14 protein-coding genes are annotated in these 15,713 nt (G+C 38.4%); 8 read left to right on the plus strand and 6 right to left on the minus strand.

What is annotated here, in order from left to right; translation table 11 throughout:
- Nucleotides 1–204 precede the first annotated feature (204 nt).
- The 5 genes from rpsF to V6R21_RS16845 all read left to right on the plus strand — a co-directional run bounded on the left by rpsF (nt 205) and on the right by V6R21_RS16845 (nt 3,264).
- Nucleotides 205–570, plus strand: coding sequence for a 30S ribosomal protein S6 (gene rpsF / locus V6R21_RS16825; protein WP_334244794.1), 366 nt, complete (start codon nt 205–207; stop codon nt 568–570).
- Nucleotides 571–572: 2 nt separating this feature from the next.
- Nucleotides 573–824, plus strand: a complete 252-nt coding sequence (gene rpsR / locus V6R21_RS16830) for a 30S ribosomal protein S18 (RefSeq protein WP_334244795.1) — start codon at nt 573–575, stop codon at nt 822–824.
- Nucleotides 825–863: 39 nt separating this feature from the next.
- A complete protein-coding gene (gene rplI, locus V6R21_RS16835; protein WP_334244796.1) occupies nt 864–1,310 on the plus strand; it encodes a 50S ribosomal protein L9 in 447 nt (148 codons plus the stop codon).
- A 210-nt stretch (nt 1,311–1,520) separates the two neighbouring features.
- Nucleotides 1,521–2,246, plus strand: a complete 726-nt coding sequence (locus V6R21_RS16840) for a DUF1573 domain-containing protein (protein WP_334244797.1) — start codon at nt 1,521–1,523, stop codon at nt 2,244–2,246.
- Nucleotides 2,247–2,289: 43 nt separating this feature from the next.
- Nucleotides 2,290–3,264: a YheT family hydrolase gene (locus V6R21_RS16845; protein ID WP_334244798.1), complete on the plus strand. Its 975-nt coding sequence runs from the start codon at nt 2,290–2,292 to the stop codon at nt 3,262–3,264.
- Nucleotides 3,265–3,345: 81 nt separating this feature from the next.
- Here V6R21_RS16845 and V6R21_RS16850 read toward each other — a convergent pair whose 3' ends face one another.
- Nucleotides 3,346–3,804, minus strand: coding sequence for a YbjN domain-containing protein (locus V6R21_RS16850; RefSeq protein ID WP_334244799.1), 459 nt, complete (start codon nt 3,802–3,804; stop codon nt 3,346–3,348).
- A 402-nt stretch (nt 3,805–4,206) separates the two neighbouring features.
- On the opposite strand from V6R21_RS16850, the gene V6R21_RS16855 reads away from it, so the two are divergent.
- Complete coding sequence (locus tag V6R21_RS16855) at nt 4,207–5,766, plus strand: toxin-antitoxin system YwqK family antitoxin (RefSeq protein ID WP_334244800.1); 1,560 nt, start codon at nt 4,207–4,209, stop codon at nt 5,764–5,766.
- Between the two features lie 266 nt (nt 5,767–6,032).
- Nucleotides 6,033–6,341: an RNA-binding S4 domain-containing protein gene (locus tag V6R21_RS16860; protein WP_334244801.1), complete on the plus strand. Its 309-nt coding sequence runs from the start codon at nt 6,033–6,035 to the stop codon at nt 6,339–6,341.
- Nucleotides 6,342–6,354: 13 nt separating this feature from the next.
- On the opposite strand, the gene V6R21_RS16865 is transcribed toward V6R21_RS16860, so the two are convergent.
- On the minus strand, nt 6,355–7,275 hold the full coding sequence (locus V6R21_RS16865; RefSeq protein WP_334244802.1) for a WD40 repeat domain-containing protein: 921 nt from the start codon (nt 7,273–7,275) through the stop codon (nt 6,355–6,357).
- Between the two features lie 189 nt (nt 7,276–7,464).
- Here V6R21_RS16865 and V6R21_RS16870 point away from each other — a divergent pair, with 189 nt between their 5' ends.
- Nucleotides 7,465–8,067 (plus strand): 4'-phosphopantetheinyl transferase family protein, encoded by a 603-nt coding sequence (locus tag V6R21_RS16870; protein ID WP_334244803.1) that lies wholly within the window; start codon nt 7,465–7,467, stop codon nt 8,065–8,067.
- A gap of 67 nt (nt 8,068–8,134) precedes the next feature.
- Here the strand turns inward: V6R21_RS16870 and V6R21_RS16875 are convergent, their stop codons facing one another.
- The 4 genes from V6R21_RS16875 to V6R21_RS16890 form a co-directional block, all read right to left on the minus strand.
- Complete coding sequence (locus V6R21_RS16875; RefSeq protein WP_334244804.1) at nt 8,135–10,264, minus strand: carboxy terminal-processing peptidase; 2,130 nt, start codon at nt 10,262–10,264, stop codon at nt 8,135–8,137.
- A gap of 108 nt (nt 10,265–10,372) precedes the next feature.
- Nucleotides 10,373–10,834 (minus strand): thioredoxin family protein, encoded by a 462-nt coding sequence (locus tag V6R21_RS16880; RefSeq protein ID WP_334244805.1) that lies wholly within the window; start codon nt 10,832–10,834, stop codon nt 10,373–10,375.
- Nucleotides 10,835–11,324: 490 nt separating this feature from the next.
- The gene (locus tag V6R21_RS16885) at nt 11,325–11,939 is read right to left on the minus strand and encodes a TIGR04282 family arsenosugar biosynthesis glycosyltransferase (RefSeq protein WP_334244806.1); all 615 of its coding nucleotides are present in this window, start codon (nt 11,937–11,939) and stop codon (nt 11,325–11,327) included.
- A 17-nt stretch (nt 11,940–11,956) separates the two neighbouring features.
- A complete protein-coding gene (locus tag V6R21_RS16890) occupies nt 11,957–15,622 on the minus strand; it encodes a PAS domain S-box protein (RefSeq protein ID WP_334244807.1) in 3,666 nt (1,221 codons plus the stop codon).
- Between the last annotated feature and the right edge of the window lie 91 nt (nt 15,623–15,713).

The following is a 15,713-nucleotide window of genomic DNA, read 5'->3' on the forward strand; positions in this document are numbered from 1 at the left end:
TAAATATCTCAGCTGCATAGTCTTTATTTTATATAAAATAGGATTTATTTGACGTACTGCTATTTCACTTATCCAAAAACCTATTTCCAGATATATGTTCCCATATAATTTCAAATGGAATTGGTCTTATAAGAAAAAGTTATTACTTTTGCGGACTCTAAATTCAATGAATTTTAATAATTGAAGTTTCAATTAGGTAGTATTATGAGTATGAAACATTATGAGACAGTCTTCATCGTGACGCCAGTGCTGAACGATTCCGAGATCCAGGAGACTGTCAAGAAGTTCGAAGATGTCCTGAAAGAACTTGGTGCGGACATTTATCACTCAGAGAACTGGGGGCTGAAAAAATTGGCTTACCCTATCAACAAGAAGACTTCTGGTTTCTACCAGTTGTTCGAATACAAGGCTGACCCTGCTACATTGCAGCGCCTTGAAGTTGAATTCAAGCGTGATGAAAAAATCCTTCGTTTCTTGACTGTTGCTCTTGACAAACACGGCATTGAGTTTAACGACAGAAGAAGAAACGGAAAATTGATTAAAGATCAAGCACCTAAAACAGAAGCGTAATCATGACATTACAGAACGAACCAATCAACAGACAGGAGCAGACAAAAAAATACTGCCGCTTCAAGAAGTACGGTATCAAGTACGTTGATTACAAAGATGCTGACTTCCTACTGAGATTCTTGAACGAGCAAGGTAAAATCCTTCCAAGAAGAATCACAGGTACCTCTTTGAAGTATCAGAAAAAAGTAGCTAAAGCTGTAAAAAGAGCGCGTCAGCTAGCTCTGCTTCCTTACGTAGCAGACGGTCTGAAGTAATCACAGCTTTTTTTAAAACGCGAAAACTGATTTAAAGAAATGGAAGTAATTCTGAAAACAGACATCAAAGGTCTTGGATACAAAAATGACCTTGTTACCGTAAAACCGGGTTACGGCAGAAACTACCTGATCCCTCAAGGATTTGCTACATTGGCTACTGAGGCGAACAAGAAGATGCAAGCTGAAACCCTGAAGCAAGTTGCTCACAAAGCAGAAAAAATTCAGAAAGATGCTGAGGCATTGTCTAACAACATTGGCGAACTTACACTGACTATCGAAGCGAAAGCTGGTGAGTCTGGTAAGATCTTCGGTGCGGTTACTCCACTGCAAATTTCTGAGGCGCTGAAAGCAAAAGGCTTTGACGTAGACAGAAAGAAGATTGGCTTTACTACAGAAGTGAAAATGTTGGGTTCTTACACTGCGGTTCTTGACCTGCACAAAGAAGTTCAGCACGAAATTACTATCGACGTAGTAGCTGCTCACTAATCTTCAATTACACAACAGCAACTGTTGAATCTGCCGTGAGGCAGCATGTTTAACAACTGTTGATACTTAAGTTTTTTCCGAAAAAGGCTGTTTTTCATCTAGAAAAACAGCCTTTTTTGGTTTCAAAACACTCTTATTTTAGCTGGGAAATACTAATTTACAACCTCAAAATCTTACCACTCAATTATAGTAAGAGCCTATCAACTGATTATGAGAAAATTACTATTTACAGTCTTTTTAGCCTTTCTTTCAACAGTTACTCATGCACAAGGAGTATTTGTGTTCGATGCTATTGAATACAACTTTGGAGAAATATTGGAAAGTGACACTGTCTCCTACTCTTTCAGGTTCACAAATCACGGAAATCAGCCTATCATAATCTCAGAGGTTGCTGCATCATGCGGTTGTACTACTCCATCTTGGAGCAAAGAGCCTGTATTACCTGGTGAAACAGGACAAATCACAACCGCTTTTACAAGTGAAGACAATGAAGGGCATTTTGTAAAGACTATTTCGATCTTTTCAAATGCATTGATTCCTAAACAGTATCTTAAAATTTCAGGGGATATTGTAGAAGAACATACAGATTCTACCAATGTTGCACACCAAATTGACAACGATCAGCCATTCCTGCAACTGAAAGAGCTATCTGCTAACTTTGGAACCATCAATGTAGGAGAAACTGTAACTAAAGCCTTTACTGTAGTAAATGCAGGTAAAGAACCATTAAAAATCACCTCTGTATACAGCAAATGCCAATGCTTGACGTACAGTATCAGTTCAGCAGAAATCAATTCTGGAGAATCCGCTAAACTTGAGATCTATTACACTCCTAAAAAAACAGGTTATATGCCTGAATATGTAAAAATTGACAGCAATCACCGCTTTGGGATACAAATGATAAGACTCGATGCAGATATCGTCAATCCTAAATAAGCTTTAGCTCCTAAATACTTTACTAACGAATAAAATTAGACAAATGGCAATTATCCAACCAAAGCCTTTCAGACCACCTTTACACCACTTCAACGGACATATGCAGACCATTCTGCCATCTATGTTCCGAAAAGTTTCAGAGGTTACATATAATAGAGAAAGACTCGAACTTGAAGATGGTGACTTCCTTGACCTTGACTGGTCTGTAAAAGGAAGTGACAAGCTATTGATTATTTCTCATGGACTTGAAGGAAGTGCAGACAGGCACTACTGCCTCGGTATGGCAAAAATATTCAATCAGGCTGGTTGGGACGCTATGGCTTGGAACTTTAGAAGCTGTAGTGGCGAAATGAACAGGTTACCTCGTTTTTACCATAGTGGTGAAACTGAAGATATAAGAAGCATTGTCAAATACGTTCGCTCCCTAAAAAAGTACAAGCAAATAGGTTTGGTCGGATTTAGTATGGGGGGCAGTATCACCCTTAACTACCTTTGTGAGGAAAGTGATAAGCTTGCTGACGAAATCATTGGTGCAGTTGCTATTTCGGTTCCTGTTGACATAGCAGGCTGTAGCATTGAACTTGAGAAAAAGGGGAAGTTTTTCTATAACAAGAATTTCTACAAGCAGCTTAACGAGAAAGTAAAACAGAAAGCCCAAATGATTCCTGAGCAATTTTCTGATGCGCCGTTAAGCCAATTTGACATCAACTCATTGAGAGCTTTTGACACACACTTCACAGCTCCACTACACGGGTTTGAAAGCGCTGAGTCTTACTATGAATTGGCAAGTTCTTTACATAAACTAAGTAGGATTGACCGAAAAGCGCTTATTCTAAATGCTACTAACGACCCGTTTTTACACCCTACCTGCTTCCCTGTAGAAGATGCAAAGCAAAACCGATTCATAGATTTGGAAGCGCCTAAATTAGGAGGACATGTTGGATTCTGTATTTCAGGTGAAGAAGCAACCTATGCTGAAATCAGGACACTGGAATACCTTAGCCAATTGACTCAATAAAAAAAACAGCGGAGTATTCTCTTAGAATATCTCCGCTTTTCATTGTTATTTACTTTCGCTCTAAGTTGTAGTACTAATCTCTCATAACTGTGTTTCTATTTCTTCTATAATTTCTTTAGGATTTGCATCGCCGTACATGACCTTCATAGCTCCATGTAAATAGCGATCCATTGTGTTTAGGTTAACATGAATCAGTGAACTGACAATTTGCTGGTTAAGCATTTCACATGATGTAAAGGCTGTAGTACGGTACCTGACTTCTCCCGTATCATAATCCATCTCAAAACTTCCGTAATGCAATCCATAATTGGCTCGGTTGATGTACTCTGAGATGGCATGTAACCTATCAATAGGAACATTGAGAGGAATCAGGGAAAAAAACTGAAGGAGTTCCTGTTCAAGTTTTTCAATTAACAGGCATTCTACTTTTCCATTGTCAAGCTCCATTCCGAACCTGATAGCGTTGTGTGTTTGGTCTTCCTGATACTTCCACTCTAGTGAATCAAGGTATCCTCGACTTAGTTCAAGTGCATAACTCATATTAGATGTAGGCTTTCAATTGTAACAGTACTTGACTATTAGATAGATTTGTGAATTAAATTTTTCAAAGCTTTTATTCGATTTAATATAATATACGCTTTGTTGCACAAAAGGCAATATGGGGCTGTACGCATGCAGAATGAAAGATTTGGTGAGTGTTCATAAGAATAGATGCTTTTGTACAAAACCAAGGATAAGCAGTTTTTGAAGAGATTTATTAACGAAATGACTTTATTGCAAATTGGGTAAAATCTCCCATCAGCATTAATCACCTATTCCTTTTCGTTCAAATGATACTTCCCGTAAATTTGTATGAGCTAAGTAAATTCATTCGAAAAACTGCATATGCTATCTGTTGATTGTCTATTTGATAAATGCAGATTAAAAACAATAAATCCATACATGAAACATACTTCACTTTTTATCACACTATCAACACTGCTTTGGCTAAGCTTCAATGCCAATGGTCAAAACCGCCAGGCTGTAGTGACGTTCCATGATGACAAACAAGAGATTATCAAAGAGGAATATACCATGGTAAATGGTGACTCTTCTTTGAAAGTAGGTGTTTACAAGAGGTATTTCCCAACTTCCAAGCAAGTTGAAATCAAAGGGTTTTACCAGAATGGTCAACTGCAAGGAGAGTACATGGAATATTATGAAAGTGGGATGCCGAAACTGACCTACCAATATAAGAATGGTAAAAAGAATGGCCCTTATTTCCTGTACTACTTTGAAGGACCTAAAAAGGTAGAAGGCAATTATAAAGATGACCAACTGGTAGGTGAACTAAAAAGCTTTCACCAAAATGGTACTTTGGCTGCTACAGTCAGTTTTAATGATGGAAAAAGAGAGGGGAAACTAACAGAATACTTCCCTTCAGGAAAAGTTCAGTCCATCTATCACTTCAGCAACGACTCCCTTGATGGCAAAGTACTTTCGTACTTGGAAAATGGCACCCTAATGCAAGAGGGAAATTATGCAGATGGCAAAAAAGAAGGCATTTTCAAAAGCTATTTCCCTTCAGGTAAATTACGATCAGAAAGTGAGTTCAGAAACGGCCTCTTGGACGGGTTGACAAAATCTTATTATGAGAGTGATACACTCAAATCTGTTATCCCTTATAAAGAAGGTAAAGAAGAAGGTACTACGAAACGTTACTACCCTAACGGTCAACTTGAAGTAATCTCTGAACACAAGGGAGGTAAGCCTACCGGCAATATCACCAAATACTTTGAAAATGGCTCTACTCAAATGGAAATGGTCACCAAAGCTGATGGACAAGGATACTACAAAGAGTACAGCCTAAATGGCAACCTGAAGAAAGAAGGTCAGATGCTAAATGGTCAGATGCATGGCAAAGCGACCTTATATTATGGCACAGGCGAAAGAGAAGCAGAGATAAGCTACCTGAATGGAAAAGTAAGAGGAGACTCTAAATCTTTTCACAAAAATCAGGACTTGAAAGAAGTAGTAACCTATGTCAACGAGCAGGAAAAGAAAATAAAGGAATACTATCAGGGTAATAAGGTTAAGCTTGAAGGGCAATTCAAAAATGAAAAAGAAGATGGCCTTTGGAAAGAGTACTACCCTGAAGGCAATTTAAAGTCAGAATATGCTTATAAAGCAGGCAGACTATTTGGTCCCAAAACGGAATACTATCCATCTGGTAGTAAAAAAGCGGTTACTGAATACAGAAATGATAAAATCACTGGCATAAAATACGAGTACTTTGACGAGAGCGAGCAAGCGAAAGCAATCACTCCTTATGATGATAATAAGATTTATGGGGTGGTAAAGTACTTCTTCCCTAACGGACAGGTAAGTTCAGAAGGAAAACAATACCTCGACAGAAAGCGAGGCGATTGGAAATACTACAAGGAAGATGGCTCCCTTGAGAAAATAGAGACTTACAAAGATGGTAAACTCATCAGTAGCAAGACTGGGGAAGAATTAAAATAACCAGATAACGAAACAAGGTGATTACTTCCTTGGTTATTTATTTTAATCTATAGAATAGTTATATTGTATAGAGACGTATGACATACTTTCCAATGTGTTAGGCTTATTTATTTTCAACTCCTAGAAATAAGGAGACTGGAAAAGATCATTAATCAATTATCTGTTTATGCCAGAAACAAGACTTCAGTATTTAGGTAATGAGCCAAATAGGCAGGAGTCATTAACTAATGTCTCAAGTTCAATCTGGCTCACACTTAACTTACTCTATGCGAATTGATAAGTTCCTTTGGGCTGTCAGGCTTTACAAAACTAGAAGCATGGCAACCAATGCTATCAAAAGTGACAAAATTAAAGTAAACGGAGAATCAATAAAACCTTCCCGAAAAGTGGAGATGGGAGATGAAGTGGAGATTTTCAAGGCACCGATATGGAGAACTTACAGGGTGAAGGAAATCATAGAACAAAGAGTCTCGGCTGCCATTGCCCAACCATGTATTGAGGAAATCACCTCCGAGCAAGAATTGAATAAACTAGAAGAATATCTAGAAGAAAAGCGGTTTTACCTATCAAGGTAAAACCGCTTTTTGCTTATTCGGGCAGGTTATAGATTTTCCAAACTGAGATTGAACGGTCATCACTGCACGACACTAGTTCATCATCTGACAGCCATAAGAGCTTGTTAACTGATGTACCATGTCCAGCATGCCTTGCCTTATCAATCACTTTCAGGAGCCTGAATGTTCGGGCATCCCAAACTTTTACGGACTTGTCTTTGCTACATGTCGCAAAAAACTTTCCGTCTTTCCTGTAGGCGATATGGTTAATGGTATACATATGCGCTACGATATCTTCTTTCAATCCATAACCATCCTGAGCATCCCAAACTTTCATATGTGCATCACGGCTCCCCGAAAGAAGGTGATTGTACTTTGTATCATATGTAAGTGCAAAAACTGAATTGGTATGACCAGAAACCTTTTGTTTTAATGCTAGCGTATCCAAATCCAATAAGGTGATCGAATTGTCACTACTTCCAACAGCTAAGGTATTTTCCTGTTCATTCACAGCCAATGCTCTCAGATGTTGATCTGAAATCTTTAACCTCTTCTCTATCAAGAGCTCAGGATAACTCACCTTAATCAACTCTCCTTCCCCTACCGCTATATACAGTTTCCCATTACTGAACTTAATATCAAAAATTGCCTTGTCTGTAAGCTTCAAAGAGGCTTTTTCCTTATTTACAGTCAGGTCTATAATATGGATTCCTTCAAAATTTTGCCCAACTACCAAAATCTCCTCTCCCGGAATACGTACCATGGCATATACCGTATTCGGAATTTTCGCCACCAATGTTCCCTGATCAGGGTTGCTTAAGTTCCACTTTGCGACCAAACCGTCAGAACCACTTGTAAAAAAGCCATTCTCCTCCAAGTTCGGCTCTAAGCTATAAATACAATCTCTATGTCCTGTAAAAGTACCCAGTTTCTCTATTTCTATTCTTTTGATCATTCTCTCAAGTAATAAGTGCGCTTTGCTTCAGGGTACAAAATTGCCATTTATTTCCCCCAATTAAAAAATTGTCTTCACGATATTCCTAAACATGGATATGGCAACTTTGTTTTATATGTAGTAAGGCATGATTCGGAATGAATTACATCCTTGACTATCTTTGCAGCTTAGTTTAAAACATTGAATAAGATGCCTTTTATCCATCAAGGAAAAGTAAAAAACACCTATTGGGGAATTTGGGAGATCACAGAATCAGAAACTCAACTGACTGATCAGCTTTCTTTCCATACAACTGAAGAGTTCAGTCACATCAAAAGTGAATTGCAAAGAAAACAGAGTATTTCAGGCAAACTGGCAATTCAAACACTGACCGAAAATATAGGAATGGAATATAATGGGATATTAAAAGCGGAAACAGGTAAGCCATTTCTGAAAGATACAAATGCCCGTATTTCAATATCTCACAGTAAACACTATGTAGCAGCTTGTTTGAATACAGAAAGAGATACGGGCATTGACATTGAGCTTATTTCACCACGTATTCAGCGATTGTACAGTAAATATATGCATGATGAAGAGCTTTCACACTGTGACATGACAGACACAGCGCTAACATTTTACTGGTGCGCCAAGGAAGCGCTTTATAAAATGTACGGAGAGAGAGAGCTGATTTTCAAAGATGATATCAGAGTTACGGAGAGTAAAGGCTTAGTTGAAAAAAATGGAAGGAAAATAACAGCAGACCTCGAAGTGTATAAACATCATGACTTTATGGTCGTGTTAAGCTATTAGGTATACAAAATCTAAGACATAAAAAAAAAGCGGAGGGTTAACCTCCGCTTTTTTAGTTTAATATAGATCAGTTGGTTGATACCATATCATTAAGTACTTGTGATGCTTCCTTGATGTACACATCCTTTTTCAATTGTTGTGTCCATCTGTTTGCAGTCTCCTGAATCACAGAATCAGGCTTTGATGTTGGGTAATGATCTGCCATCACCTTAATGTCAAACTCATTATGTTCTTTTTCAAGATCATTGAATTTCTTTGACTCCTCATCCAGCTTCTTCTGCTCTTGTGCAAAAGCTTTCAGGTTAAGGCTTTGAAGCGTTTTGTCATTATTTGACTTCAGACGTTTAGCGTTTTCCTCTACAAGGTTGAATACATCATTTTTAGCAATTCTGTCTGAACTTCTCTTAGCCAATGCTTTCATGTTAGGCTTATGATCCCAATTCTTGAAATCTGCCTTTTCCACTTTATCCCAAGGCATTACGTAAGGAAGGTCTTCCTCTCCTACATCTAAGTACGCATACATATCAGGTAAGTGTACATCTGGCTCAACACCTTTTACCTGAGTTGCTCCACCTGATACACGATAGAACTTCTGTACCGTCAACTTCAAAGCACCAAATGGCTTATACTCGTCCATACGGCTAAGTCTATCCAAATCAATAAAACGCTGAACAGTACCTTTGCCAAAAGTTTTGGAGCCTACAATTACAGCCCTGCCATAATCCTGCATAGCAGCAGCCAAAATCTCTGATGCTGATGCACTGAAACGGTTTACCATAATTACAAGCGGTCCGTCATACTCAACTCCTGACTCTGTATCAGGAAGTGCTTGAGCTCTGTTGGTTTTGCTTTTCACTTGTACTACAGGACCTTTATCAATAAATGCTCCTGCCATCTTAACAGCATCGGATAAAGATCCTCCACCATTGTTTCTAAGGTCAAGCATCACACCTTCAACTTGCTCTTGCTTAAGCTTTTTCAGCTCTTCAATAACATCATCACCTGAGAAACGACCATTGCGGTGCTGGAAGTCAGCATAGAAGCTAGGCAATTCGATAACACCCCACTTCTTACCTGTTTCCTTGTCAACTATCACTGCTGATTTGGCATATGACTCTTCCAAAATCACTTCATCACGGATAATTGGAATCACAGTTAGTCTACCGTCAGGTTTTTTAACAGTCAAACGTACCTCAGTTCCCTTTGGGCCTTTAATCAGTTTCACTGCATTCTTCAGTGACATATCTTCTACCGACACAGGCTCTGCTTCCTCCTGTGCCACTTTCAGGATAATATCTCCTTCCTTCAATTCCTTTTGTCTCCAAGAAGCACTACCTGGAATGATTTGAACTACTTTGATTTCACCTCCGGTCTGCTGAAGTCTTGCTCCAATTCCTTCAAATCTTCCTGACATTTCAGCATCAAATTTCTCTTTGCTTTCTGGCGGGAAATATTCTGTATGAGGACCGTATACACTGATGATCGAATTCAGGTAAGTTGTAATCCTATCTTCCTCATCCATTTTGTCAAGCGCATCAAAAACATCATCATAGTTGCTTTTCACCTTGCTTCTAACGTCAGCCTCAAGCTCTTCAGGGTTCATTCTAGCAAACTCCTCTTTCTTCTCTTTGGCTTCTTTTTCCTTCTTGTCTTCAGCTTCCATCTTGTTGTGCATTCTAACAAGGGCTGAATATTTCAAGTACTTTCTCCAACGTTCCTTCAGTTCTTCTTTGCTAGACGCAAACTGAACCTTATCAGCATCGAGTTCTACATCTTCCTTCTTGTCAAAATCAAATGACTTTGACAGAATTTCCTCACAATACTGTTTTGCTTCAGCTCTACGTTGATCCAACAATTTCACTGACATCTCATAAAGCGGGTTGTCAGCTCCCATCATTTCATCATCAATCTGATTCTTATAAGCTGACAGCATATCAATATCTTCCTTCAACAAAAAGCGCTTGTTTGGGTCAATATTCTTCAGGTACATATTATAAGCCTCCTCAGACATCTTGTCATCAAAGACCACATCCTTAAAATGTGCTTGTTGCAGGCTAATAAAAAGTAGGTTTTTCAAGACAGACTGCTTGTCCTGCCCTAAAGTTTCGCTTTTAGGCATAAAGCTATCCTGAAGGCTGATAAACCCAAATAGGGTAACAACCACCAAGGGAATGAAGATTAGTTTTCTTTTTGACATGACAGTTATGTATGATTTATTGACTGACAGTATTTTACTGGTTGTGACTAAAACTACTGTCAGATATTACGCTTACTTACAAAACAATTTAAAAGGAGTAGTTATGAGTTACCTTCTGCGTTTTTTATACTCTTCCAGCATTTCTATAAAGTCTTCTGCTTCCTTGTATCCAATTTTAGCTTGTCCTGCTTTTTTAGCATCAAGCAACAAAATTGTCGGGTAACTATTCACTCCAAACTTACGGGCAAACTGCCTCTTGGTCATCTTTTCTTTCTTATAGGTAACGGTACCCTTTTCTTCAGGATTCAACCTTACTGCCAAATAGTTGTTGGCTACATATTCCATTACTCTAGGAGACTGAAAAGTATTCTTATCCATGTGTTTACACCAACCACACCAATCTGTCAGGACATCCACAAAAACAGGCTTATGCTGTTCTTCAGACCGCTTCATTGCCTCTTCCAAGGTTAGCCATTCTATGGTTTCATAATTATTGGCTGGCATAAATGAAGACCCTGAAATGAAAATAATCAGTGATGTTATAAACACTTTAAAACTTGCTTTGCTCATACTTGAAAAGTAATAGAAATAATTTGGGAACTGATAAGTTGTTTCCAACTAACCCAAAGTGTGAAAAAATGTTCTTTGGTGTTTTCCCTTTAATCTAATAACAAATTACATTATTTCATTTTGCTGCAAAGCTAAAAGCTTCTCATTGCTAGTATGACAATACTAATAAACAAATGAAGCTAATTTCAAATATAGCTTTCTATACAGCTTAGGCTAAAGGGAAGGTTCGTTTTTTTACTTTGCTTAAATTAATTTAACATTTATAGTGATAAATTAATCAAAAACAAAGTGTGCACTTAAAAACGTACAATTTTGAAAATTAGAAATAATATAATCTCACTGTTAACTTCAACGAAAGCCCACCACCAAATGTTTAATCCACTCTTCAAAAAGTAACAAAAAAAGCCCCTTTACTGGTCGTAAAAAGGGCTTTTACATGCATGTTAAATTCTTTTATGAGATATGAATTTTCTTACAATAATCCATATACTTACAAGGCTTCCACAACGTCTTTCAGCCAACTAAATCGCTGCAAGTCTGCTTCTTCATCTATATCTGTGTACATATCCAGAAGTGTGACGGATAATTGTAACTTACCCGTATCCTTAAGGGTATCATTCAATACTGAAGATGTACTCCATTTTTTACCTCTAAAAAGTTCAGGAGTAAATTTGTTCATACCCAACAGGTAATATCCTCCATCTTCAGCCGGTCCTATTACCACATCGTTTTTCAACAAACTGTCAAATGCTTTTTCGATAGTTTCCTTATTAATCTCAGGACAGTCACTTCCGATTATGACCACTTCATCAGCCCCTTCCTCAAAGGCATGCTCAAAGGCATTACTCATTCTTTCACCTAATGAATCTCCCTCCTGAAGGGCTTTGTAATAGTCAACATTATCCCAAATATCCTCAACATTGATATAGTCTCCATAATACACCTTCTTAACTAGATTAAGAGAAGAGGTCACCTTTTCAGTATGGGCTAATAGCTCCCTGTAGATTGCTACAGCTTTCTCATTTCCTAAAGTAGCAGCCAAACGGGTCTTGACCTTTCCAGGTTCGGGGTTCTTGACAAAAATAATTAAGTGACGACTATTCATTAGACTGTGTTTTTGTGTTACTTTTTAAGATACTGCTGAAGAACAGGAATAAGCTCTCCCATATCAATCGGCTTCGTTATATAATTGTTCATACCTGCCAAAATTGCATCATTCTGCTTTTCAACAAATACATCAGCTGAGATTCCGATGACAGGCATTTGAGACAGTGCCGGTATCTTTCTGATAATCTTGGTTGCCTCTATCCCACTGATCTCAGGCATATGCATGTCCATCAAAATTAAGTCTGGTTTTATTTCCATTGCCCTTTCGACACCTTCTTTCCCATTGGAGGCTATCTTGATATCGATGTTCATTTCCTTAAAAAGTGCCTTCATCATAACCTGACTCATGGGGTTATCCTCTACAACCAAAACCTCATTTTCAGCACTGAACTTTACTTCTTCAGGAGTATTTGACACGGCAGTACCATACTGACGAATATTCCATATGTTTTCATAAGGGATATTTACTACAAACTTAGATCCTTCTCCTTTTCTTGAGTCAACTGAAAGCGTACCGCCAAGCATCTGAATCAAGTTATTCACAATAGTCAAACCTAGCCCTGTACCTCCGTATTTCCTCGTGATTGAATTATCAGCTTGCTCAAACGGGTCAAAGATATGCTGTATTTTCTCTTCAGAAATTCCAATACCATTGTCTTCAATTGAGAAAACCAATTCGTTATTAGAATGATCAACCTCAAATGTGACACTGCCATTTGTAGGTGTAAACTTAATGGCGTTAGATATCAAGTTGGAAAGAATTTGTGTCAACTTGACTTCATCAGACCAAACAACTTCGGGCACATCTTCTCTAATCCTTACACTTAGTTCTATATTCTTTTTCTCAGCATTGATTCTATGCATCTGGTAAACTTTGTCTACCATCCTACCTACCTCTACCTCTCCTTTAATCATAGGCATTTTGCCCGCCTCAATTTTGGAAAGGTCCAAAATATTGTTGATCAATTCAGAGAGGTTTTCACCACTAAGTTTAATATTCTCGAGGTATGCTGTAAAATCCGGATCCAAGTGCAATTTCTCAGCCTTGGTTTTCAATAAGTAACTGAACCCAACAATCGCATTGAGAGGTGTCCTCATCTCATGTGACATATTCGCCAAAAACACGGTCTTGGCTTTACTCGATGCCTCTGCCACTTCCTTGGCTTCTCTCAATTCCTGCTCAACCCTTCTGTTGTGTGAGTTATCCCAAATCAGCCCATATACAGCCAACTTACCATCTGTTTCCACCGTTTTGCCATAAATACTGATATACCTGTACTCTCCCCTTACATAGAAACGGTACTCATTGGATAGCACTTCCATTCTTCCCTTTTGACGTTCAGTACGGAATTTATCCATTTTCTTTCTATCATCAGGGTGCAGCAACCTGTAAAGCGACTTGAAATCAGAATTAAAGATTTCCTTATTTACTCCCAGAATATCTAGCAAGTAATCATCACACTCCAATGTCTCTCCAAAATCCCAACGCCATGTTCCGATCTTTGCAGACTGCAATGCCAAATCCAGCTTTCTTCTACTCTCTGAAAGTTCCTTGGTTCTTTCATTGACACGTTTCTCCAAATTGTTGTTTAGCTCTCGTATTTTCTGTTCATCTTCAACCCTGTCAGTGATATCATGTCCAAAGATGGCAACTCCCATCACTTCCCCTTTTTTATTGATAATAGGGTTACAGTTAAAATCGAAATACATCGTTTTTCCCTGACAGTTGTACTCCTCAAACAAAGCCACACTTTCCCCATTCAACACCTTTTCAAAAACAGGCTTAAGGAATTTCACTGCATAAGGAGAGTTCAATTGGGTAAAAATATCCTCACCTTGTTTCACCTGCACCCCAAACTCATCCCCTAAAATGGACTTAAAGTTTTTATTGTAAGTCAGTACTTTGAAGTTTTTATCCAATGAACAAATAAGACTATTTGAGCTTTCAATCAATGAGTTTAATTGTGCATTCACATTGCTGATCTGCTCATTCAGCAACTCAGCTTCGGTTATATCCTGAAAAAAGAAAAGCTTCTGGACTCGCCCATCTATATGGACTTGGGAAAAGAAGATCTGCAATGGAAATGTTCTTCCATCTTTTTTAATGCCAATCGATTTTGTGCTTTTAAAGCCTTCCAAATAACCTTTTCTAAAACATTCACGCTCCTTCTCCTGAATTAACTGAAGCATGCTGTTACCAACCAGTTCACCTTCTGAATAGCCAAACATGGTTCTAAGTGTGGAATTCAGTTGAATCACTTTTTCATCTTCCATGACACAAACGCCTAAAACGCTCGCATCCAAAAGATTTTGATAAAGCAGCTTACTCTCTTCCAGTTTCAGCATTGTCCGCTCCCTATCAGTTACGTCACGTACAACTACAGTTGCACCTTCAATACCTGAATCACTGTATATAGGTGTATAGCTAGCCTCAAAGTAACCTAACTCATACTTTTCACCATCTCCATAGATACGTTCAATTGTATAGGATTCTCCCCCAAAAGCCCTTTCAAAATCCTTTTTGGCAGTTTCATGGTCTCCATTGACTTTCATATAGCCCAACACATCACCACCAACTTCAATCTGACAACCATAAACACGTTTCATTGTCAGGGCGTGACTGCTGTTGAATGCTGTATATTTAAAGTTACGATCCACTGAAAAAACAATATCATTGGATGACTCTATCAAAGTATGAAGCCTGTTGTAGGTGGACTGAAACTTTGCTTCCGATAGCTGCTGTTCTGTATTGTCTCTTCCCACACCTACAAAAAAGTACTCATGCCCTATTTCAGCAGGTATTCGGCTACCACTGCATAAATGGTATTGGATAGTCCCATCTTTGGTCACAAAACGAAAGTTGCGTGTCTTTTCAGACTTGCCAGTATCAATCACCTTATTGAAATACTCTTGCCAATGCGGCCGGTCTTCCTCTACCAAAAAAGTGTAATATGGCTTTCCTATGGTTTCCGGAATAGTGTATCCTGTTAGTTCCTCCCAATAAGGCGACAGGTATAGTACTTCACCACTGTTAGAAAGCATATACAAGATAGCGGCAGAGTGTTCCGCTATCTGTTTGATGATATTATCTTCATTGATTCTGATATAATCTGGAAGGGAATTTTGCTTGTATAGGTCTTTTCTTATACACCGGACAGCCAAGGAATAAACAATCGCATAAATCAGCAGATGCTCTACAATACCCCAAACCTGCTGACTCCTACCTACATTAGGGTAGTTTATCCAGTCTTGCGTCACTGGCTCTATAATGTACATAGAAAGTAAGGACAACAAACCTATTGTAAAGATATATGGCCACACTTTTCTATTGAAAACCGCCAACCCTAAAATACTGAGGAATAGCACCAGCAACGGCGCAGCACCTTGTGTTCCACTATACTGAAAAAAGTACAGAAACAGGTAAGTAAACTGTACTGCAAAATAGGCTACTTTAAAGTACAAGTTTACACCCTTGCTAAGTCTCAAGACTGCAAATGCCATACAGTAAAACAAGGCAAAACACAATGTTGAATGGCTAAAGCTCAGGTTGTCCGTAAAGCATGCCATCAGCAAAGTTGCTACAGAAGCAAAAAAATACAGTAGATTGTATTTCCTATGTTCGAATGATTTGAGTACTCCTGCCCCACTTACCCAAACCTTCAGATTATCAAATTTTCTCATACCCTACATTCGATTAACAAGAAGCAGCTTATAAAGCTGTTTTTGCAAAGCAATAGGTAATAAATGGATTAATAGTAAAATGAAAAGCCTG

The organism is Limibacter armeniacum (assembly GCF_036880985.1).
Lineage (GTDB): Bacteria > Bacteroidota > Bacteroidia > Cytophagales > Flammeovirgaceae > Limibacter > Limibacter armeniacum.